The 20,447-nt window shown below is 33.7% G+C and carries 22 protein-coding genes; 5 read left to right on the top strand and 17 right to left on the bottom strand.

The window, feature by feature from the left end; translation table 11 throughout:
* Positions 1–73: 73 nt before the first annotated feature.
* Both LPB248_RS02815 and LPB248_RS02810 read right to left on the bottom strand, forming a co-directional pair.
* A complete protein-coding gene (locus LPB248_RS02815; protein ID WP_255462998.1) occupies positions 74–412 on the bottom strand; it encodes a cyclic-phosphate processing receiver domain-containing protein in 339 nt (112 codons plus the stop codon).
* A 269-nt stretch (positions 413–681) separates the two neighbouring features.
* Positions 682–2,409 carry a M14 family metallopeptidase gene (locus LPB248_RS02810; RefSeq protein WP_177210084.1) on the bottom strand — a complete coding sequence of 576 codons (1,728 nt, stop codon included), beginning with the start codon at positions 2,407–2,409 and terminating at the stop codon, positions 682–684.
* A 260-nt stretch (positions 2,410–2,669) separates the two neighbouring features.
* Here LPB248_RS02810 and LPB248_RS02805 point away from each other — a divergent pair, with 260 nt between their 5' ends.
* Both LPB248_RS02805 and LPB248_RS02800 read left to right on the top strand, forming a co-directional pair.
* The gene (locus LPB248_RS02805) at positions 2,670–4,031 is read left to right on the top strand and encodes a DEAD/DEAH box helicase (RefSeq protein WP_177210083.1); all 1,362 of its coding nucleotides are present in this window, start codon (positions 2,670–2,672) and stop codon (positions 4,029–4,031) included.
* A gap of 220 nt (positions 4,032–4,251) precedes the next feature.
* The gene (locus tag LPB248_RS02800) at positions 4,252–4,695 is read left to right on the top strand and encodes a hypothetical protein (protein ID WP_109192792.1); all 444 of its coding nucleotides are present in this window, start codon (positions 4,252–4,254) and stop codon (positions 4,693–4,695) included.
* A 147-nt stretch (positions 4,696–4,842) separates the two neighbouring features.
* On the opposite strand, the gene LPB248_RS02795 is transcribed toward LPB248_RS02800, so the two are convergent.
* From LPB248_RS02795 to LPB248_RS02780, 4 genes are all read right to left on the bottom strand, one after another.
* Positions 4,843–5,421: a PhnA domain-containing protein gene (locus LPB248_RS02795; RefSeq protein ID WP_177210082.1), complete on the bottom strand. Its 579-nt coding sequence runs from the start codon at positions 5,419–5,421 to the stop codon at positions 4,843–4,845.
* A 101-nt stretch (positions 5,422–5,522) separates the two neighbouring features.
* Positions 5,523–6,419, bottom strand: a complete 897-nt coding sequence (locus LPB248_RS02790; RefSeq protein ID WP_177210081.1) for a hypothetical protein — start codon at positions 6,417–6,419, stop codon at positions 5,523–5,525.
* Between the two features lie 34 nt (positions 6,420–6,453).
* On the bottom strand, positions 6,454–6,912 hold the full coding sequence (coaD, locus tag LPB248_RS02785; protein WP_177210080.1) for a pantetheine-phosphate adenylyltransferase: 459 nt from the start codon (positions 6,910–6,912) through the stop codon (positions 6,454–6,456).
* 169 nt (positions 6,913–7,081) lie between these two features.
* Positions 7,082–8,053: a D-alanine--D-alanine ligase gene (locus LPB248_RS02780; protein ID WP_177210079.1), complete on the bottom strand. Its 972-nt coding sequence runs from the start codon at positions 8,051–8,053 to the stop codon at positions 7,082–7,084.
* A gap of 344 nt (positions 8,054–8,397) precedes the next feature.
* Here LPB248_RS02780 and LPB248_RS02775 point away from each other — a divergent pair, with 344 nt between their 5' ends.
* Together LPB248_RS02775 and LPB248_RS02770 are read left to right on the top strand one after the other, a co-directional pair.
* Positions 8,398–9,018 carry a PASTA domain-containing protein gene (locus LPB248_RS02775; RefSeq protein ID WP_177210078.1) on the top strand — a complete coding sequence of 207 codons (621 nt, stop codon included), beginning with the start codon at positions 8,398–8,400 and terminating at the stop codon, positions 9,016–9,018.
* Entirely contained in the window at positions 9,008–10,051 is a 1,044-nt protein-coding gene (locus LPB248_RS02770) for an RluA family pseudouridine synthase (RefSeq protein ID WP_177212495.1), read from the top strand. The genes LPB248_RS02775 and LPB248_RS02770 overlap by 11 nt, the downstream gene beginning before the upstream one ends.
* Positions 10,052–10,159: 108 nt before the next feature.
* Here LPB248_RS02770 and LPB248_RS02765 read toward each other — a convergent pair whose 3' ends face one another.
* The 6 genes from LPB248_RS02765 to LPB248_RS02740 form a co-directional block, all read right to left on the bottom strand.
* A complete protein-coding gene (locus LPB248_RS02765; protein WP_177210077.1) occupies positions 10,160–10,771 on the bottom strand; it encodes a hypothetical protein in 612 nt (203 codons plus the stop codon).
* Positions 10,772–10,789: 18 nt separating this feature from the next.
* The gene (locus LPB248_RS02760; protein ID WP_177210076.1) at positions 10,790–12,013 is read right to left on the bottom strand and encodes an ATP-binding cassette domain-containing protein; all 1,224 of its coding nucleotides are present in this window, start codon (positions 12,011–12,013) and stop codon (positions 10,790–10,792) included.
* Between the two features lie 100 nt (positions 12,014–12,113).
* Positions 12,114–12,959, bottom strand: a complete 846-nt coding sequence (locus LPB248_RS02755) for a sulfurtransferase (RefSeq protein WP_177210075.1) — start codon at positions 12,957–12,959, stop codon at positions 12,114–12,116.
* A 3-nt stretch (positions 12,960–12,962) separates the two neighbouring features.
* Positions 12,963–13,820, bottom strand: a complete 858-nt coding sequence (locus LPB248_RS02750) for a ThuA domain-containing protein (RefSeq protein WP_177210074.1) — start codon at positions 13,818–13,820, stop codon at positions 12,963–12,965.
* Between the two features lie 14 nt (positions 13,821–13,834).
* On the bottom strand, positions 13,835–14,224 hold the full coding sequence (locus LPB248_RS02745) for a DUF1398 domain-containing protein (RefSeq protein WP_177210073.1): 390 nt from the start codon (positions 14,222–14,224) through the stop codon (positions 13,835–13,837).
* 134 nt (positions 14,225–14,358) lie between these two features.
* The gene (locus LPB248_RS02740) at positions 14,359–15,348 is read right to left on the bottom strand and encodes an alpha/beta fold hydrolase (protein ID WP_177210072.1); all 990 of its coding nucleotides are present in this window, start codon (positions 15,346–15,348) and stop codon (positions 14,359–14,361) included.
* A 281-nt stretch (positions 15,349–15,629) separates the two neighbouring features.
* Between LPB248_RS02740 and LPB248_RS02735 the strand changes: the two genes are divergently transcribed.
* Positions 15,630–16,322: a hypothetical protein gene (locus tag LPB248_RS02735; RefSeq protein ID WP_177210071.1), complete on the top strand. Its 693-nt coding sequence runs from the start codon at positions 15,630–15,632 to the stop codon at positions 16,320–16,322.
* Between the two features lie 94 nt (positions 16,323–16,416).
* On the opposite strand, the gene LPB248_RS02730 is transcribed toward LPB248_RS02735, so the two are convergent.
* The 5 genes from LPB248_RS02730 to LPB248_RS02710 form a co-directional block, all read right to left on the bottom strand.
* Positions 16,417–16,854, bottom strand: a complete 438-nt coding sequence (locus LPB248_RS02730; RefSeq protein WP_111366488.1) for an acyl-CoA thioesterase — start codon at positions 16,852–16,854, stop codon at positions 16,417–16,419.
* 116 nt (positions 16,855–16,970) lie between these two features.
* Complete coding sequence (locus LPB248_RS02725; RefSeq protein ID WP_177210070.1) at positions 16,971–18,077, bottom strand: nuclease-related domain-containing protein; 1,107 nt, start codon at positions 18,075–18,077, stop codon at positions 16,971–16,973.
* 36 nt (positions 18,078–18,113) lie between these two features.
* Positions 18,114–18,572 (bottom strand): SRPBCC family protein, encoded by a 459-nt coding sequence (locus tag LPB248_RS02720; protein ID WP_177210069.1) that lies wholly within the window; start codon positions 18,570–18,572, stop codon positions 18,114–18,116.
* 54 nt (positions 18,573–18,626) lie between these two features.
* Positions 18,627–19,094, bottom strand: coding sequence for a hypothetical protein (locus LPB248_RS02715; protein ID WP_177210068.1), 468 nt, complete (start codon positions 19,092–19,094; stop codon positions 18,627–18,629).
* 44 nt (positions 19,095–19,138) lie between these two features.
* On the bottom strand, positions 19,139–20,416 hold the full coding sequence (locus tag LPB248_RS02710; protein ID WP_177210067.1) for a Na+/H+ antiporter: 1,278 nt from the start codon (positions 20,414–20,416) through the stop codon (positions 19,139–19,141).
* Between the last annotated feature and the right edge of the window lie 31 nt (positions 20,417–20,447).

The following is a 20,447-nucleotide window of genomic DNA, read 5'->3' as shown; positions in this document are numbered from 1 at the left end:
ATGTGTGCCCACAAAATAAAACATCCTCGCTTTTTATAGTTACTTTTGTTACATGAAGGAATGTAAATCTGAATTATTGTGATTTCAAATGTTTAATGTAATTATCTAATAGGCCTTGAATTTGCTGGCTAGCGACAGGGTTCGCAGAATGCACATTAAACATTAAATTTTGCAAATCAATTCCAGATTCATAAACCAGCCATTTAGCGCAAGCGTAACCATCTTCGGCAACTTGATCATTTGCATCGAGACCTAAATCATTATCAAAACTAATTAATTCAGGAAGTCCTTTTTCTAGAATTACGGCTTTAAAATCCTCAAAATTTCTAACTATAACAAAATCATCATTAGTTAGATTTTTGTAAACGATGTTTACATCTCTAATATCGTCGAGAAAAAGTTTGTATGGCATTTTCAATTTTTTTAAAATTACAGAATATTTTGTCATTTCGAGGAACGAGAAATCACACTAGTAATTCCATGCAGAATATTGACAATCTTTGTCGAGCTACGAGTATGATTTCTCGTTCCTCGAAATGACAAACGTTGTGCAACAAAACTTTGAGCAAGAATTTTGACAAAGTTGTACACTTATAGCTTTGCGTTCTTATCGCAAACAAAACCCAATCAAAATCAAAAAAACTTAGCGCACTTTGCGTTAAAAAAAAAGCAATAAAAAATCTACAAAACGCGATAAACAGGATACTGCATATGCGCCTTTTCATAATAAACAGAATGCTTGTAAATCCAATCCAATTGCGCTTCTGCACTTTTAGCAAACTCGCGGTCGTTTTGCTTTTTTGTTTCTAATTCTGCTTTTAGAGCTGGGTTTTCTTTTAATAGTTGTCCAGCAGTATCTTCAAAAATATATTCTGAGTAATGCTCTTTTTGCTGTAAAATAGCATCAAAGAAATTCCAGTTAAAAAACGAATCAACGCCTTCTGGCTCAAAAGCTTCTAAAAGATATTTTACGCCTTTTTGGTTTGTTGGCACGATGTAATCTCCTTTGGCGAAAGCCATTTTAACGATTTTAGAAGTTACGGTTGTGTTTCTGTGCAAATAATGCCCTTCATAAGCAGACGGAACGGTTTTAAAATCGGCAATTCTGTAGCTTTCGACTTCAATAATCGTATCGTTTTTAATTTGTTTAAAGGAAATATTATTGTTTTTTAAAAGATCGATAATGTTCCAATATCCTCTTGGAACAACATAAGCAGTCGGAATCATGACTTCTTTAATCGATTTAAACTCTTTAATGTACGTAACATCTTTTTTGTACGGTTTTGTGCGGTCGTAATACAAACGATTTCCTGTTGTAGCGTCGCTTTTTTTGTAACCTGCTTCATAACCTAAAAACGAAAAAGTAGTCGCTTTTGTACTGTCCAATTCCCATTTTAAAGTGTATGATTTTTTTGGCTGATATTGCTCTAAATTCTGTACTCTTAAATCTTTTATTTTTTGATAATTAGCATCGGTAAAATCCAAAGTCGATTTCATGTATTCGTAGGTCATTTTTACACGTTCGGCATATTTTTTCAGCATGTGTGTTTCGACCACAAAACCAATCGTATTAAACAATGAAGTGTAACCCGTTGTATATCGTGGACTATCGACAAACTGCCCAAAACCTTTGTCTGGTGTATCTTTAAAAGAATCGACATAAGGCGTAGTTTCGATTTTCTTTTTCTGAAGATCTTTTACCAAAGCCGGCATCATTTCGTTATTCATAAAATCGCCCAAAACTGTTCCCAGTTTGTTGTGCTGTGTCATGATGTACGTCAGTTTGTATTGATAATCAGAGCCGTTACTTACATGGTTATCGATAAAAACATCGGCGTTTATTTTCTGGAAAATTTCCACAAAACTTTTTGTATTTCGAGTATCCGATTTCATTAAATCACGATTCAAATCATAGTTTCTTGCATTTCCTCTAAAACCATAAATTTCTGGTCCGTCTTGGTTGGCGCGAGTTGTAGAATTTCGATTTAAAGCTCCGCCAATATTATAAACTGGAATGGTAACCAAAACGGTGTTTTTTGGCGCTTTCATTTTTCCTGTTGCCAAATCTCTGTAAAATTGCATTGTCGCGTCGATTCCGTCAGGTTCTCCAGCGTGGATTCCGTTATTGACAAACAAAACGGCTTTGGTTTTCTGGATTTTATCAAAATCAAATTCCTTGTCAGGATTGAAGGTAATCATGTGTAGAGGTTCACCAGAATCTGTCAGTCCCATTTCTTTCATTTGAATCGTTGGGAAATCAGCAGCAAGCATTTTCCAGTAAGCGATAGTTTCCTGATAAGAAGCAGATTGATTTCCGTTTCCTTTCTCAAAAAAGGTATCGTATTTCTTATTGTTTTGAGCGGAAATAGTGATGGTGAAAAGTGAAAAGAGAAATGTAAAAAGTTTCATGGTTTTGGTTTTTTGATGGTCAAATATAATAGTTTTATTTGTTTCAGGTTTCAAGTTTCAAGTTGATACGCTTTGTGGTTATTAGTCTCTCGCAGATTTTGCAGATTTAGGAGATTTTTTATTTTGGTATTTGAAATTTAATCTGCTTGATCTGCAAAATCTGCGAGAAAAAATTTTTTCGATAGCTATTGGAATTGCCGTTAAGAGAACTTGAAACAAAGAAAACCTGAAACTTGAAACCTTTTAATTACTTTTGCAGCATGAAAAAACACCATTCCAACGATATACTTTCGAATTTAGGAATTCAGAGCCTGAACGAAATGCAGGAAATGGCACACGATGCTATTTTAAACGAAAACAACGTTTTATTACTTTCTCCAACAGGATCTGGAAAAACATTAGCTTTTTTGCTTCCTATTTTAGAATTGTTACAGCCTGAAATTCTTTCTGTTCAATGTTTAATTTTGGTTCCGTCACGTGAATTAGGGCTTCAAATCGAACAAGTTTGGAAAAAAATGGGAACGCAGTACAAAGTAAATATTTGTTATGGCGGACATTCAATTGACACTGAAATCAAAAACTTAAGCAATCCGCCAGCGGTTTTAATTGGAACGCCTGGAAGAATTGCCGATCATATTGACAGAGAAACTTTTAGAACCGATAAAATTCAGATTTTAATTTTAGACGAGTTTGATAAATCACTTCAATTAGGGTTTCACGAGCAAATGTCTTTTATCATTGGGAGATTACCAAAAGTCAATAAGAGAGTTTTAGTTTCAGCAACTTCAGATATTGAGATTCCGAAATATACAAGAGTTGTTAATCCGACGGTTTTAGATTTTATTCCAGAGGAAGAAGAAAAAGCCAATCTATCTATGAAAATGGTGATTTCGCTATCAAAAGATAAATTGGAGAGTTTATTCAATTTGATTTGTTCATTGAAATCAGAATCAGCAATTATTTTCTGTAACCATCGCGATGCGGCAGAACGTATTAGTGACACGTTAAACGAAAAAGGAATCTATTCGGTGTATTATCATGGCGGAATGGATCAAGAAGAACGTGAGCGTGCGCTGATTCAGTTTAGAAACGGAAGTGTAACGTATTTGGTTACAACCGATTTGGCAGCAAGAGGTTTGGATATTCCAGAAATGAAACATGTTATTCATTATCATCTGCCATTAAAAGAAGACGAGTTTACACATAGAAATGGTCGTACGGCGCGTATGCAAGCAACAGGAACGGCGTATATTATCATTCACGAAAGTGAAAAGCAACTAGATTATATAGATTATGAAATGAAGGTTTTGGATGTTGAAGGAAAAGTTTCGCTTCCGAATCCGCCTCAATTTCAGACTATTTACATCAGTGGCGGAAAGAAAACCAAGTTGAATAAATTTGACATTGTAGGCTTCTTTTCTCAAAAAGGAAAATTAGAAAAAGACGATTTAGGTTTAATTGAAGTAAAAGATTTTGTTTCGTTTGCTGCCGTAAAATACAATAAAGTAAAAGAACTTCTGAAAAATATCAAGGATGAAAAAATGAAAGGCAAGAAGTTTAAAATCGAAGTTGCCCGAAATGTCATCAAGAAAGTAGAGGAGGAGAAGAAAGGGAAGTATTGATTTTAGTTAATTAAAAGGAAAGATGCGATAAGCAAGATGTAGACATGAAGATTGGAATTTGTAATTTTAATTTTTGGTGTTTATTTTATTGTATTTCAATAGTTTAGAAGTGAGTGGCTAAGTTTTACAATTTTATGTTAAAAAAATAACGAATTGATAGGTGTTTTTTCAATATTTCTATGTTTTTTTGTGTTCGTAAAATTGTAACCCCAAATACTATATGAAAAAGATTATTACTCTTGCCGCATTGTTTTTTACTTTTATTTCGTTTGCACAGGTTAAGGTTCTAGAAACAGTTCCTGTAGAAAAATTAGGAAAAGTAAATAACAACTACATTCAGAAAATTGGTGACGAATACACTGTGTATTACACTATCGTTCAAAGTGATGACGATTCGACTTTGAGAAAATTTTCATTTAAAAACATAGATAATGCTTATAATTCTTTATATAACATTATCATGGGCGGATTTACAGCTTCTCCATTGTACGATATCAAATTAGAGTTACCTAACAACTATATTTGGTTGCACTACACAGGAAATGTGGTTCCAGACAAAGCTACAGTTCAATTTATGGTTTCTGGTAAAGAAAGAGACGCAGCAACAAACAATGTTTCTGAGCCATTCGTAAAAGACCAAATCAATAAATTATTCCAGAAATAATTTTCAAGAATAAACAAAAAAAGCTGTTCTAATAGAACAGCTTTTTTTGTTTTAGGTTCAAAGGCTCAGAGTTACAAAGGGACAAAGATTTTATTTTAGTTTGGAAACTTTGCACCTTTGTCTCTTTGTTTCTCTGAACCTCAAAAATTATATTTTTTTCACATACTGTGTAATAATCACAATCTGCTGTCCGTCTACTTTTCCTTCAATATATTCGGCGTTTTCGTGATCTAAACGGATGTTTCTAACAGCGGTTCCCTGTTTGGCAACCATGCTCGAACCTTTAACTTTAAGATCTTTGATTAAAACAACCGAATCTCCGTGTTGTAGTACTACGCCGTTACTGTCACGATGAACTAACTTATTTTCGTCATCTTCGCCTTCTCCCGTTGCTTTTGCCCATTCTAGAGTGTCTTCATCTAAATACATCATATCAAGCAATTCTTGTGGCCATCCCGCAGCACGCATACGGCTTAACATTCTCCAAGCCACAACTTGTACAGGAATATTTTCGTTCCACATGCTGTCGTTAAGGCATCTCCAGTGATTTAAATCAACATTATCTGGATTTTCGATTTGGTCGATACAAGTGTTGCAGGCTAATACAGCTTCATCAATTCCGCCTTTTCTAGTTGGCAAAACTTGATAGACTTTTAAATTTTCTTCACTACCGCAAAGTTCACATTTAGATCCGCTTCGTTTGCTTAATTCTCTCTCGATACTCATTGTTTGGTGTTTATTTTAAAAATGCGAAATTACTTATAATTTGCTTCGCTGGCAAGTTTGTTGATTTTTATTAGCTGAGATAGCAAATAAAAACTAAAAAGTTATTTTCTTTTGCTTTTGGATTCTAGTGAATTAACTTTCTTTTTTAGAGTGTTTATTTCTTTGTTTTGCTGAATTGTATATAGCGTTAATTCTTCTATTTTTTGTAATAATTTCAATTGAAAATCTTTCATATTTAGTCCGTTTTCAATCATTGTTTTTTCTGAATCTATTTCTGGAAGATGTTTATGAGTATTTACAAAGGATTCAAGTTCATTAAGTCCTAATAATTTATAGTCCTTTTCAAAAACAAAATCGCAACCTCCTTGCAAATCCACTTTTATTTCTTTAGCCCTGATTGTTCCGCAGACATCCAGTTTATATACAGGAACACTGGTACCAATGCCGATATTATTATTTAAGAAACTTAGATCTTCTATTGTATAAACATTTACAATGGTTCCTTGCGGATAGTCATTATTCATATCAGGAACTGCCATAGCATTGGGATTGTAATTTCTATTGATGGTTGCTTTATAGATATTTTGATTCTGTCCGTTAGTTTCTTCTACAAGTATATTTTTATTGCTATAGGTAGACCAATCAATTGTTTTCTCTAAGTGTGGTCCACTAATGACAGTTGCTTGTATTTGATTAGAAGTAATACCACTTATTTTAGGTTTTAAGATGTAAACTTTTACGGATGAGCCTTGTTCGAAATCGTTGTCCAGACCTTCAACAAACATTGCGCTTGGATTTATGGGTCTAGGAGTCGAAAAGTAATATGTTTTACTTTTGCTTCCATCCACTTTTTCTACGATTATGCTTTTAGTGCTAAATCTTGACCAATCAGTAGCTAATATCAAATGGGGACCGCTATAGACCGTCGCAATTACGCTTTGGGATATAGAGTTATTCGAAATAGAGAGTAAAATAAAAAGTATAATTATTTTTTTCATTTTGTAATAGTTTCGGGTTGTTTTTTAATGATTTTTATTTCTTAACCCTAACCGCACTCGGAACCAACATTTCATATTCACCACCATGACGCAATACATCGCGTACAATGCTCGAACTGATAAATGAGGTACTTGCAGCTGTCAGTAAGAAAACGGTTTCTATTTTCGAAAGTTTTCTGTTGGTGTGGGCAATGGCTTTTTCAAATTCGAAATCGGCAGGATTGCGCAAACCTCTTAAAATGAAATTGGCTTTTTCTTTTTTAGCGAGATCAATCGTTAGGCCTTCATAGGTAATTACAGAAACTTTTGGTTCGTCTTTGAAAGTTTCTTCAATAAAGCGTTTTCTTTCTTCTAAGGAAAACATGTATTTTTTTTCGGCATTGACACCAATTGCAATTATAATTTCATCAAATAAAGGAATTCCTCTTTTGATGATATCTTCATGTCCTAATGTAATTGGGTCAAATGATCCTGGAAATATGGCTTTTCGCATTTTTTTTGAGGTTCTAAGGTTCTGAGATTCTAAGGGACTAAGTTTTTTAGGATCGAAGTGACAAAGGTTCAAAGGTTTTGACTTCAACTTCGCTCAGTCTGACATTTGTATTAGGGTAAAAAACAAAGGTGCTAAAACTTAGAATCTTAGCACCTCAGTATCTTAGCGTCTATTTTAAAGCTAGTTCGATTGCGTTTGTGAACAAATCTTCTAGTGAAATTCCCGCTGCTCTTGCTTGCTGCGGAATTAAACTTTCGGTTGTTAAACCTGGAATAGTGTTCATTTCCAGCATGTGAGGCTCGTCATTTACGATAATGAATTCGCTTCTTGAGAAGCCTTTCATTTTTAATACTTCGTAGGCGCGTTTTGCGGTTTCGCTTACTTTTTTAGTCAATTCGTCAGAGATTCTTGCTGGTGTGATTTCCTGAGATTTCCCTTCGTATTTTGCTTCGTAATCGAAGAAGTCATTGTCTGATACAATTTCTGTAATTGGCAACACTTTAATTTCTCCTTGGTAGTTAATTACACCTACAGAAACTTCAGTTCCGTCAAGGAAACTTTCAATAATGATTTCGTTGTCCTCTTTATACGCAACTTCTATCGCGATTGGCAATTCAGCTTCGGTTTTTACTTTTGAGATCCCGAAACTTGAACCCGCTTTGTTTGGTTTTACGAAACAAGGAAGCCCAACTTTTTTAACGATTTCTGCTGTGTCGATTTCGTCTCCTTTGTTTAAGTAATAAGAAATAGCTGTTTTGATTCCGTATGGTTTTAAAACAGACAATAAATCTCTTTTATTGAATGTTAATGCCGATTGGTAATAATCGCAAGAAGACTGCGGCAATCCGATTAATTCAAAGTAAGCTTGCATTAATCCGTCTTCGCCCGGAGTTCCGTGAATAGCGTTGAAAACGCAGTCAAATGTGATTTTTTCGCCATTTACTGTAACAGAAAAGTCATTTTTATCGATTGGGAATTCGGCATCGTTTTGGTCTACATAAACCCATTTTTCTTTGAAAATGTGAATACGAAATCCGTTGTATTTTGTTTTGTCAAGATATTGATACACGACATTCCCGCTGATTAATGATATTTTGTATTCGCTGGAATAGCCGCCCATGATGATGGCAATGTTTTTCATGTTTTTGTTTCAGGTTTTAATTTGTTTCAAGTTTCAGGTTTTGATGTAAATCGTTTAAACCTGTTTTGAAACTTTATTTGATATATGTTTTTTAATAAATAACGTTCTTATGAAATCGAGTGCCCTAGCCCCGATAGAGCCGGTATCTCCCGATTTAGAAAAACAAGGCTTTTTAGCCGTAGTTTTTGTTTATCGGGAATATAGGCGAAAGCGGGAAATAGCTCCTGAAAATTATCCTTCGACTTCGCTCAGGATGACAATCATGCGAGTTTCTTGTTTTAAACAAAATTATCATTTTTTTTGAAACGAAATACTTTATCTTTGTCGCTATTAAAAATAAATTTATGAGTTTACGTCAGTATTTAACAAGCCGAGTTTTTTTCTTGCAATTGCTTGCGGCCGCAGCCATCATTGCGGTTATTGGTTATTTATTTATGCATTGGTTGACTTTTACAACAGATCACGGACATGAAATAGCTGTTCCGAATTTGTCAAAACTAACTGAGGAACAAGTGGAAAACAAATTGGACGAACTTGATTTAGATTACGTTCTTTTAGACAGTGTTGATTACAGAAGTGAATACCCAAAATATAGTGTTGTGGAGCAAGATCCGTTGCCTGGAACAATGGTAAAAGTGGGTAGAAAAATTTATATCAAGATTAATGCTTCTGGTTTTTCTTCTGTGAAAATTCCAGATTTGATCGAGAAAACATATCGTGAAGCTGTACCAACGTTAAAGGCGTTAGGTCTTGAGCCAGGAACGATCACGTATATTCCGAATCTTGGAAAAGATATGGTTTTGGAAATGCGTTACAAAGGAAGAAACTTAAAAGTAGGTGATAGAGTGCTTAAAGCTTCTAAAATTGATTTGGTTTTAGGAGATGGAAAAGCAAGTTATGTTGATGAAAGTCAGGCGACAGATAGTACTGCGGTGCCTGCAGAAACCCCAAATGATGAACAATAATATTGAAGAAAATTTAGATCTGGAAGACGAATTATTTGAGCACTACAGATTTGAAGTCCCAAAAGGTCAAGCGTTTTTGCGTATTGACAAATATTTAATGTATTTGATTCCGAATGCCACACGAAATAAGATTCAGAATGCGGCAACCAATGGAAACATTTTCGTAAATGAGATTCCAGTAAAATCAAATTACAAAGTAAAACCTTTTGATGTGATAACGGTTATGTTGTCGCATCCTCCATTTGAAAATCATATTCTTCCTGAAGATATTCCGTTGAATATTGTTTATGAAGATGATGCTCTTTTATTGATTAATAAAGAGCCTGGAATGGTTGTGCACCCAGGTCACGGAAATTATACAGGAACTTTGGTAAATGCTTTGGCGCATCATTTTGATAATCTGCCAATGAATAGCAGTGAGCGTCCAGGTTTGGTCCATAGAATCGATAAGGACACCTCCGGGCTTTTGGTTGTAGCTAAAACAGAAGCTGCTATGACGCATTTAGCAAAGCAGTTTGAAGCTAAAACTACTGAACGTGAGTATATTGCTCTGGTTTGGGGAAATGTTGTGGCTGAGAGCGGTACAATTGAAGGAAATCTGGCTAGACATTTAAAAGACAGAATGCAAATGGCCGTTTTTGATGATCCAGAAATTGGAAAACCTGCTATTACGCATTATAAAGTTTTGGAGCGTTTTGGTTATGTGACTCTTATTTCTTGTAAATTAGAAACAGGAAGAACGCACCAGATTCGTGCACATATGAAACATATTGGTCATCCGTTATTTAATGATGAGCGTTATGGAGGTCATTTGATTTTGAAAGGAACGACTTTTACGAAATACAAACAGTTTATAGAAAATTGTTTTAAAGCTTTACCTCGTCAGGCGCTACATGCTAAAACGCTTGGTTTTGTTCACCCAACTACGGGAGAAATGATGCGTTTTGATACAGAATTGCCTCAGGATTTTCAGGATTGTATCGAGAAATGGCGTGTTTATGTGAAATCGCATAATACGGAAGAAGAAAATTAATTAGATAATTTGTCAATTTGAAAATTAGATAATTCTTATACTAGATAAAAAAAGCTCCTTTTTGGGAGCTTTTTTGTTTTTATCATTAATGCATTAAGGTAAACCTTTTTAAAGCATTTTAATTCTTAAATTGGTTATTTTGACTTCTCCGTTGGTTATGAAGCCTAATTTTCCTTTTTGGTTTAGATTGCTTTTTTCAAGAGAACATTCTAATGAAGTTTGGCTGTCTATAGAAAAGTATAATTGGCTGTTTTGAACTCTAATTTTTATAGCATACCATTTGTTGTTTTCCAGCTTCATTGGTTTTTTGAATAAGGTTGGGCCGCCACGTTTGCCATACGAATCGTCTTTTTTATCATAAACTCCGTCGCCAATTACTAGGTTTTGATCAATTTGATATAAATATGTTCTAATATATTTTCCTTTGTCCAAATTGAGCATGGTTTCGAATAAAGATGCATTTGTCATGTTGACTTTAAAATCGATTTCATAATTCTCCGGAAGCTGTTTTTTTGAAACCAAAACTCCCCAAGGCGAAAGAGAGCCGTTTCCTGTAAGAGTATCATTTTGTAAAATCCATTCTTTAGAGTTAATCGCCCAATCTGATTTTAATTCTTTTGATGTACTAAAAGTATATTCTTTTTTTGCTGTTGAAATGGTGCTAGAGCAAGAAATCAACACGAATGGTAACAGTAGAAATACTGCAAATTTTATTTTCATTTAATTTAATTCTGATTGCTATTTTATTTTTCCGATTGAACCTGTTTCAGATGGTAAAAGTTCAAAAACAGAAGTAGGAGCAAGGCCCGATTCAATACGATGTGAAACGTAAAGTATAGAGACGTTTGTTTCTTGTTTTATGGTATTGATAAGCTGAATTACCAAATCTACATTTTCGTCGTCTAAACCTTCTACAGGTTCGTCTAGAATCAATAAAGGCGGATGTTTTAAAACGGCACGAACAATTAATGCAACACGTTGCTGTCCGATAGAAAGATCTATAAAACGTTTTTTACGCAAATGTGTCATTTCAATTACTTCAAGCCATTGTGTTACAATATTTTTTTGATGTGTTGTAGGTTCTGTATACAATCCGATCTGGTCAAAGAATCCCGATAATATCATCTGTTCAACCGTATGGCCTTTCTGAAACAGATCCATCATAGAAGTAGCGTAAATCCCGATTTGTTTTTTAATATCCCAAACACTTTCGCCAGTTCCTTTTTTTCTTCCAAATAAAAATAAATTCTGTCCAAACCCTTTCGGATTGTCTCCTGTAATCAAAGACAAAATAGTACTTTTTCCAGAACCATTTGGACCAACTAACTGCCAGAATTCACCTTGTTTGATTGTCCAGGAAATGTTGTTGAGAATCTTTCTTTCGTCATAACTAACTGAAACATTTTCAAGTCTTATTAATTCGTCTTCTGGAAAAGTATGAGTTTCTGTTGCTTTAGGAATTGCAGTTGTATTTAGTGTTTTGAAATGATTTTCGGCTTTTTTAAATGGATGCAATTCGAATGTATTGTCTTTAATTTGAGCTTTATTTGGTACAAATTCAAGCACATCTACCGTACGGTTTAAAAGCTGAATAATCGCAATATCATGGGTTAGCTCTTTTAACGAATTGGCTAAAACAATTCGTGAAGCTTGATCCAAATGATCAAAAGGATTGTCGAAAATAATGTAATCCGGTTTCTGATTGATACAGTATTTTAAAAACTCTTTTTTTCGTTCGCCAGAAGAAAAAGTTCGAAGTTGTCTGTGCGAATCTGGAGAAGCTTCAACGCTGTCGTATTGAAATTCTTTTTCTATAAATTTCTCGATCGCAATATCAGAAAACAGTATTCCTTTTTGATTGTTAAAAACAGCTAATTCTCCAGTTGCTTCGCCGTTTAATATATTTTCTATTAATTTCCTTTTATTTACCTGATTTGATAAAAGTATATCCCAATGTTGCATTGTAATTTTTATTTGTATTATTTTTTTTTAGCCACAGATTATAAGGATTAGAGAAGATTAATCATTCGAATCTTTTTAATCTGTCGCAAAAAAATATATTTTATTCTGTTTTTTGTGTTGCCATTTCGCGGTCGTTTCTTGACCATTCGCTCCAAGAACCAGCATATAATTTCGGAATTGGAAGTCCAGCGTAATCCATCGCCAATAACGTATGGCAGGCTGTAACGCCAGAACCGCAATGTACGATTGTATTTTCTGGTTTTTTATCTTTTAAAACGGCTTTGTACTTTTCAGCCAATTCATCTGCTGGTTTAAAGAATCCGTTTTCATTCAGATTTTCCGTTAGTGGAACATTAACAGCTCCTGGAATATGTCCTGCAATTAAATCAAGCGGTTCTACCAAGCCATCAAATCTATTTTTATCACGAACATCGATCACAATATTTTGATCGTTTTTGCGGGCTTTTTCGACTTCTTCGATATCGGCTAAAAGCAATTTCCATTTTTGAGAAGGATATGTTGTTTTATCAAAAGTCTCAATTCCAAAATTGGTTGGAAAACCTGCTTGAATCGCAGCTTGATAACCGCCATTTAAAACCTGAATTTTTTCATGTCCAATGGCGCGCATCATCCACCAGAAACGAGCAGCGAAATTAGAACCGTTTTTATCATCGTATACGACAACATGATCAGAAGGTGAAATTCCTAATGAAGAAAGTACTTTAGAAAAATCTTCTGGAGATGGTAAAGGATGTCTTCCTCCATTTACTGGATTTTCTGGAATCTTAGCCAGATCGCGATTTAAATCTACAAAACGAGCGCCTTTCAAATGTTCTTTTTGATAATTTTCAAAAGTATTCGCGCCGGCTCTAGCATCAACTAAAATGATTTTAGAATTTGCAATTAATTCTTGAGTTGAAATTATTGGAGATAGGGTAGTTGACATTTTTTATTTTTTCTTTGAATTGCCAAGCCAAAGCAAGGCATTCAGGATTAATTGACTTTGTGTTTTGTTTTCAAAAGTGTGCGATAAGGTTTTGTTTGTTCCTCCTTCATAATCAATATCATTATGTCCCATATTTATATACAGCATTTTGTATTTTTTATTGGTCCAAACAACTGGATAATAACCGCTATGCCAAATTTCATGTGCTTTTGGACCAGTTCCTAAAGGAAAACTAGATTCGTCTATTGCTAATAAAATTTCGATATCAGGATTTTTAGTCAAATCATTCGACCATCTATACCATTCGTTTGGAGCCGAAGAGAAGGTTTTAGGCAGGTTTTTAGTTACAGGATGCTGATTTTCTACTCTTAAAACTGCCGAAGTTGGTTTCCAAGTATTGCTTCCGTATTCGCCAGAACCTAAAAAAGTATTGTGATACCAATTCCAATCTTGCGGATAAGTCGAATTATTTAAAGCAAATGCCGAAAAGTGAAATCCGATGAAACCGCCACCATTTTCCATGTATTTTTGAAAGGCGTCACGCTGTTCTTTTTTCTCAGGTCGTGTGTCTAAAAACAAAACGACTTGATATTTAGATAAAAACTTCGCATTCAAATTATCCCAATTGCTAGTTGAATCATATTGAAAATGATTTTCTTCTGCTAGTTTTGGAAAGTATTTATTGGCTTCATGTACAAAACTAATATGTGCCTGATCGTTTTTTGCTGTATAAAAAGCAATGACTTTAAATTTCGGATTTTCTTTTTTATTTTGCGAAAAGCCAAAAGATGAAACAAGGAAAAGAATTAATAAAAGGCTTTTTTTAAAATAGGTTTGGTGGTTTTGGTTAAAAATAGTCATAAATGGTTAGGGAATTATACTGGAATTTTTTCGATTAAAATTTCATTGTCAGATTTGTCAAAATACGTGCAAGTCATTTCCACAATATCAACTCTCCATTTTGCAATTCCAGCTTGTGCACAGTGCTTGCAGAAAGTCATATAATCGGTTTCTCCATGCTGGTGTTTTACCAAATTTTCTATAAAAAGTTCTTTGTTAGGAAAATCGGCTACTTTTATTTCAGGATATTTTTCTTCTGCAGCTGCGGTGTAATTATTTAATCCATAGTAAACAACGCTTCCGTCATGTACAAAAGTGTCATATCCTTTCACGCCCAGAATTATTAAATCTTGAATGTAATTAGGAAAATCTGCGCCCGTTTTTACTTTTGAATGAGCTTCTTTTATTTGTTCTATTGTAAACATATTTTTAATTTTAGATTGTTGATTTTTAGATTTTAGATTGTTGATTTTGCCACGAATTCACGAATTTTATTCTAAAAAATATAATTTGTGAATTGCTTCGCCTGTTCGCTATCGCTCGAGTCGAGGCTAATAAACTATTTCAAAAATACAATTAATGCTTTTATAAATGAATCAAAAGATTCGATATGTGGCAAATGTCCTGTATTTGGAATCTCTACCAATTTTGAGTTCGGAATTTCTTTTTGGGTTCTTTTACCCAACTCGGCATAATTTCCCATTGTTTTTCTCACTTCTTCAGAAACCAATGGTTTGCCTAAGGCCGTTTTATCTCTTGTTCCGATAATCAATAATGTTGGGCATTTAATGTTTTTAAATTCATACAAAACGGGTTGTGTAAAAATCATATCGTACAAAAGAGCCGAATTCCAAGCCACAAGATCATAATCGGGTGCAGTTGTCCAGCCTGCGCCAAGTTCAGCCCATTTTTGATAATCGGTATTCCATTTTCCGTCATAATAATTTGCCATTTGGTATTGCTTAATGCCTTCGTAGTTCTGTTTCAATTCCGATTCGTACCACCAGTCAACTGGTTTGTACGGAACAACCAATTTCCAGTCTTCCAAACCAATCGGGTTTTCTAGAACCAATTTTTCTGTAGTTTCCGGATACATTAATGCAAAACGTGTTGCCAGCATTCCGCCCATAGAATGTCCTAATATAGTCGCCTTGCTAATTCCTAAATGATCTAAGAGTTTCTTGGTGTTTTCTGCCAGCTGCTGAAAAGTGTATTGAAAATGATCTGGTTTTGACGATTTTCCAAAACCAATTTGGTCTGGAACAATTACGCGATAACCTTCTTTTGTTAGTGCTTTAATTGTAGTTTCCCAATAAGCGCCATTGAAGTTTTTTCCGTGCAGTAAAACGACATTTTTCTGGTTATAGTTTTCGGGAATAATATCCATATAACTCATTTTTAGATACTGTCGCTGACTGCTCAACTCGATAAAATGAACAGGAAATGGATATTCGTAATTACTTAAATTAATATCTAATGCTTTTATATTTCCCTGTTGGGCAAAACTTAAGCAGGGAATAAGTATGAATAATAGTCTTAGGATTTTCATTTTAGAAGGCATTGTTTTTATGATTTATAAAGTTAAACGGAACCATTTTTAAAACAAAGCCTAAAATCTTAAAGTTATCAGAAAAAAAGAGTTTGAAATGATTTTCTTGTTTTTAATGCTAATAATCGATGTTTTGTTGAAATTTTATCGATTAAATGATGCTGATTATGAAAATACTGTATTTTAACGAATAATGGAGCACTTCAAAGGACTTCTTTTATTAATAGGAAAATAGGACGTAATTTAGTGTAAGAATGTTGTAAGCCTTAAATGATAGTATTATGAAAAAAACAATACTTTTGCTCCTGCTCACAGTCCCCACATTTGCCCAAGAACTCAATACTTTTGACTTCGCTGTTATAAACTCAACCTTAATTTCTGCCAATATAGATCTTGACAAAGGCCGAAGTGTCGTCGCGGCAAACCAAGATCAATATTCAGCTTATTTTCAGTACGCTCTTACAATGTGTGAAGACGACATCATTTTTGGTGCTGGAATTGACAAATCTAAAATCGATCGTACTTATGTGGGTTATATCGGAAAGATTTGCGATAAATTTAGAGCTACAATTGGCATAGGATATGTCGATTCTAGAAGTGGTTACGAGGGAACTTTTACAGGTTTTAGCATCTCATGGCATTTTTCTGAAAATACCTATATTGGTGGAAACTTAGAAAATTTACATTCGTCAATAATTGATTATGATACTGACGAAAGTTTTGATTATTATAAGAAACTTGTTCCCAAAGTTTTTGGGAGTTATGAAATTATCCCAAATATAATTGCTTTTGGACAGCTGAGTTCGAGAGTAAATGATATCGCTTTAAAATACCAGGTTCGCCGATTTTCAGCGGGAGGATTTTATTCTGGACATTCGTTTGGTGGGATTTTCGGAACCGTTAATGTCGGACGATTTGCCTTTTCATGCAGTACTACTTTTGAAAGAGTAAATTTTGGATTAAAGTTTGAATAACGAAATTAAAAATAAAGTTTGGTTAAGAGAAAAATCCCAAAGACAATATCAGCAATTGTTTTTGGGATTTTTTATAAGATTAAGATTTTCTGGTTTATAGCCCAACAAAATCATCACTTTTCGGGAAAATGCTCAAAGCTTGAATTGCAATTTCTGGTGTTGGAGAAGCCAATTTTCTAAGTTTGGTATCCATCCATGCGCCATCAACCGTAATCGTTGCGCAAAGTGTATCATCTTCTCTTCTAAATTCGTGAATGATAGACCAGCGTGAAGCATCGGCTTTCATTTTTGAAGTTTTAGTATGAATGAATATTTTGTCTGAAAGCTTTAATTCTTTTCTGAAAACACATTCTTCTCTAAATAAAACAGGACCAAAACCTTGTGTCTGCATTACTTTTAAAGTTAAACCTAGTTCTTCTAAGATTTCGATACGATGCTGTGCACCAAAATCGTAATAAGCACTATGACGAACGTGAAAATTAGGGTCAAGATCTGACCAACGGAAAGATATTTCTTTTACAAATGAAGCCATTTTATAATTGTAATTTTAATGAGAAATCGAAATTACGAATAAAAAATAAAAGAAAATTATAAAATTACTATGCATGCATATTTTTTTTTATTTCTAATTGAGTTTGAAAAAACTTTTTATCCCAATTCTAATTTAGAATAATTTTTTTTCTGTTCAGAAAATTTAAGTAGAAAATCGGCAATCATTTCAATTTCATCATTTGCAAAATTTGGATTAAAACTTTTTATATATGGAAGCAATTCGTTTAATGTGGTAATTTTTACATGTTGAAATTCTTCAATTGGTTTATTGTTTGTAAAGACAATAATGTTTCTGATTGGTATTTTCCTGTTTCCCCAAATATGCTGAAGAAAATTGTTTTTTAGGAGACCAATTTCATTATTTAAAAGAATATATAGTGCAAAATTTGTTCTAAGAATCTGTTCAACGGGAGATCGTAAATTTGGATTGTTTATTGATTTTTCGCTCCAATTTTTTGTTTCAATTAAAAAAATTCCAGCTGGTGAAATTAAAAGATGGTCAATTTGTATGGTGTGAATTCGGTCATTATTGCGTTTATTGTAAATTGGAGGATTGAAAGTGGAACAAAAATCATTTATTAAAATGTATTCATCAGACAGTTTTTTTAAAGTGTTTTCTACTTTTTGTTCGCCAATTGCGCCGTAAATGGTATTATTAAGATTTTCGATTAGTTCTTTTTTCAATCGAAATGTTTTTAGAGCATCGAGACTGCTTTCGTTTACAGCATCTTGAAAATTAGCAGAAACATATTCGTAGCGCTTGCTTTTTTGCAAATACAGTTTTTTTACTTGGCGATTAAAAAGGTAAACTTCGTAATGAAATTTAAGCTGTGCAGACCAAAATTGTGAGCATAGTATAAGATTGTACCAATAGTCTTTGATTGTTGGAATAATCTTAGAATTTGTCTCGGGAAGATTATCAATTTTTTGATTAAGATCGTCAAGTTTTTGTCGTAATTGAATTGACAGATCAGTTTTCTTTTGCGGAATTGTATCATGTAACTCGGAAAGATCTTTTTCGAGCATTATTTTTTCCTCTTCAATCAATAATTTGTGGGTTGAAATAATTTCCTCTTCGTTGATTTTATAATTTTTACGAAAATTAATTACTTCATTCAATGTGTGAAAATCATCAATTTGAGACCTAATTAAATGAATTTGTAAAGTATTAAGACATCCAATGATATTATAAACTCTGCACATATCCTCAATTCATTAATTATGATATAATTTATTTTATCATTTCATCTTCGATAATTCAACTTCCAGCTTATCAAAATTCTCTTCGTTTTTGTCGACTACATATTGTTTTAGTTTCTGGCATTCTGCTTCGGTTTCAAAAAGCATTTTGAAAACGACTTTGGTTTCATTTTCAGAAATGGCTTCAAATGTTGTTAGAATTTGAAAAAGTGGTTTAGAATGACGTTTCCATGCAATTAGATTCGGTTTGTCAATTTTGATGAATTCGCATTCATTTTCAAAATTTCCTCTTTCTGGGCCATGCATGGTAAATTTCCATATTCCGCCTTCGCGAAAATCAAATTCATGAAACGTATTAGTAAAGCCTTTTGGTCCCCACCAATTTTTCAAATGTTCAGGATTGCTCCATGCTTTAAAAACAAGTTCTTGAGGGAAATTCAAAATACGTGTGGTAACAATTTCTGAATCTGGGGTTGTCGAAAGAATCTCTGAAGTCATTTTTTTAAGTTTTAAATTAAACAAAAATTCACGGTTATAAAATTACGTCTATTTTTAAATACTTTCAAGATTGTCCCATTCGTATTCGATTTTATTAATTTTCATGAAATATGGAATTAATAGCAGAATTTCTAATCTAAAAGAAAAATGATCTTTTCCTGTACTAAAAGGAAGTATAAAGAGAGAAGCAATGCATATTGCAATTCCAACTATGGCATCTATTTTGGCAATCATAATGGCGTTGGGCTTTTCAAACCAAAGAGAATATGCTGCAAATCCTTTTAAAACCATAATAGAAATTATAAAAATTCCAGTTCCAGAATAGGCTGTATCGGTTGAGAATCCGTAAAGAGATAAATTTACGTTTGGAACAAAAAGATTTGTAATAAGAGAGCCTATTGCACATATAGCCATAAACATAAAAATCCAGCAGAAAACTTTTATCCACCAAGGCAGAAGTTTGCGTCTTATTATTTCTGGTTTTTCAAATTCATCAAAATGGCTTTTTAATTCTTGTTCCATGGTTTGTTTTTGGTTTAGACTGGTTGGTTAGATATATTTTGAGTTTAATTTTTAAGCTTTCTTTTTTCTTCTATTTCGTTTATTTTTTTGACAATCCATGGGAGCGTTAATCCTTGACCAATTAAGGTAAGAAGTACAACTGCAATAGAAATGAAAATAATAGCATTTCTAAGCGGAAATGGCGTTCCATCTTCTAAGAATTTTGGCAATCCAATTGCAATAGCCAGCGAAACAATGCCTCGCATTCCTGACCAGCTTATAATTAAGCTATTTCCGAAGTCAAGAAGAGCATTTTCGCTTACTTTTCGCTTTTTCTTGTCATTATTTCTAAAGGCTTTCTGAAGGTTTATTTTTTGAAGAAATATACGGACCATTCTCGTGAGTAATGCCACAATTGTTATTATCACTGCATAACCAATATAAGGCAAAATCATGTTATTTTCTATGTCTTCTAAAACGTATCTGAAATTGAGTCCGATTAAGATAAAAATTAATCCGTTGAGTAAAAAGATAATAACGTCCCAAAGGCTTTTAGAACTGTTTTTTAAGTGCTCAGGAAAAACTTTACTGCTTAAACGTGCCATTGCCAAACCTAAGAAAACAACTGCTATAACTCCAGAAACATGTAAATGTTCAGCAACAAGATAGGTGACAAAAGGCATTAAAAGCATAAAACTAACAACGACATTAGTGTTGTTCCTAACCGTTCTTAGTATGATTCCTAATACTTTCCCCATTACCGCACCTACCAAAAAACCTCCTCCCAATAAGAAAACAAATTGAAAAGCGGCTTTCCAGATTATAAAAGTAGCACCCATAACGGCAGCAACTGCAAAATGATAGGCAACTAATGCAGAGGCGTCGTTTATTAAGCTTTCGCCTTCGAGTATGGTTAAAGTTTTTTGAGGTATTCCGAGTCCTTTTGTAATGTTTATGGCAGCTAAAGCGTCGGTGGCTGAAAGTACAGCTCCCAGTACAAATGATAAAGGCCATGTCATGCCGGGAATCATATAATGGGAAACTACGGCGATCCAAAAGGTCGTGAAAAAAACTAATGGTATTGCGAGTGAACTAATTGTACCTATGTTGGTTTTGAAGTGTTTAGGCGAAATATTAAAAGAAGCATCATATAAGAGCGGAGGAAGAAAAATAAGGAAAATGATTTCGGGATTGATTTCGATTTCATTGATTGTTGGAATAAATCCGATGGCAACTCCAACAATTACAAGCAGAATCGGGTAGGGAAGTTTGGCTTTGTCGGCAAAAGCAGATAGTCCTATTACGATGGCAAGTATAAAGATGATAATGCTGTAGTTTTCCATTGTGTAAATGTGCTAGATTTATTTTGGTTTG

Source organism: Flavobacterium sp. LPB0248, assembly GCF_013388355.1.
Lineage (GTDB): Bacteria > Bacteroidota > Bacteroidia > Flavobacteriales > Flavobacteriaceae > Flavobacterium.
This window is presented reverse-complemented; position numbering and strand designations above follow the sequence as displayed.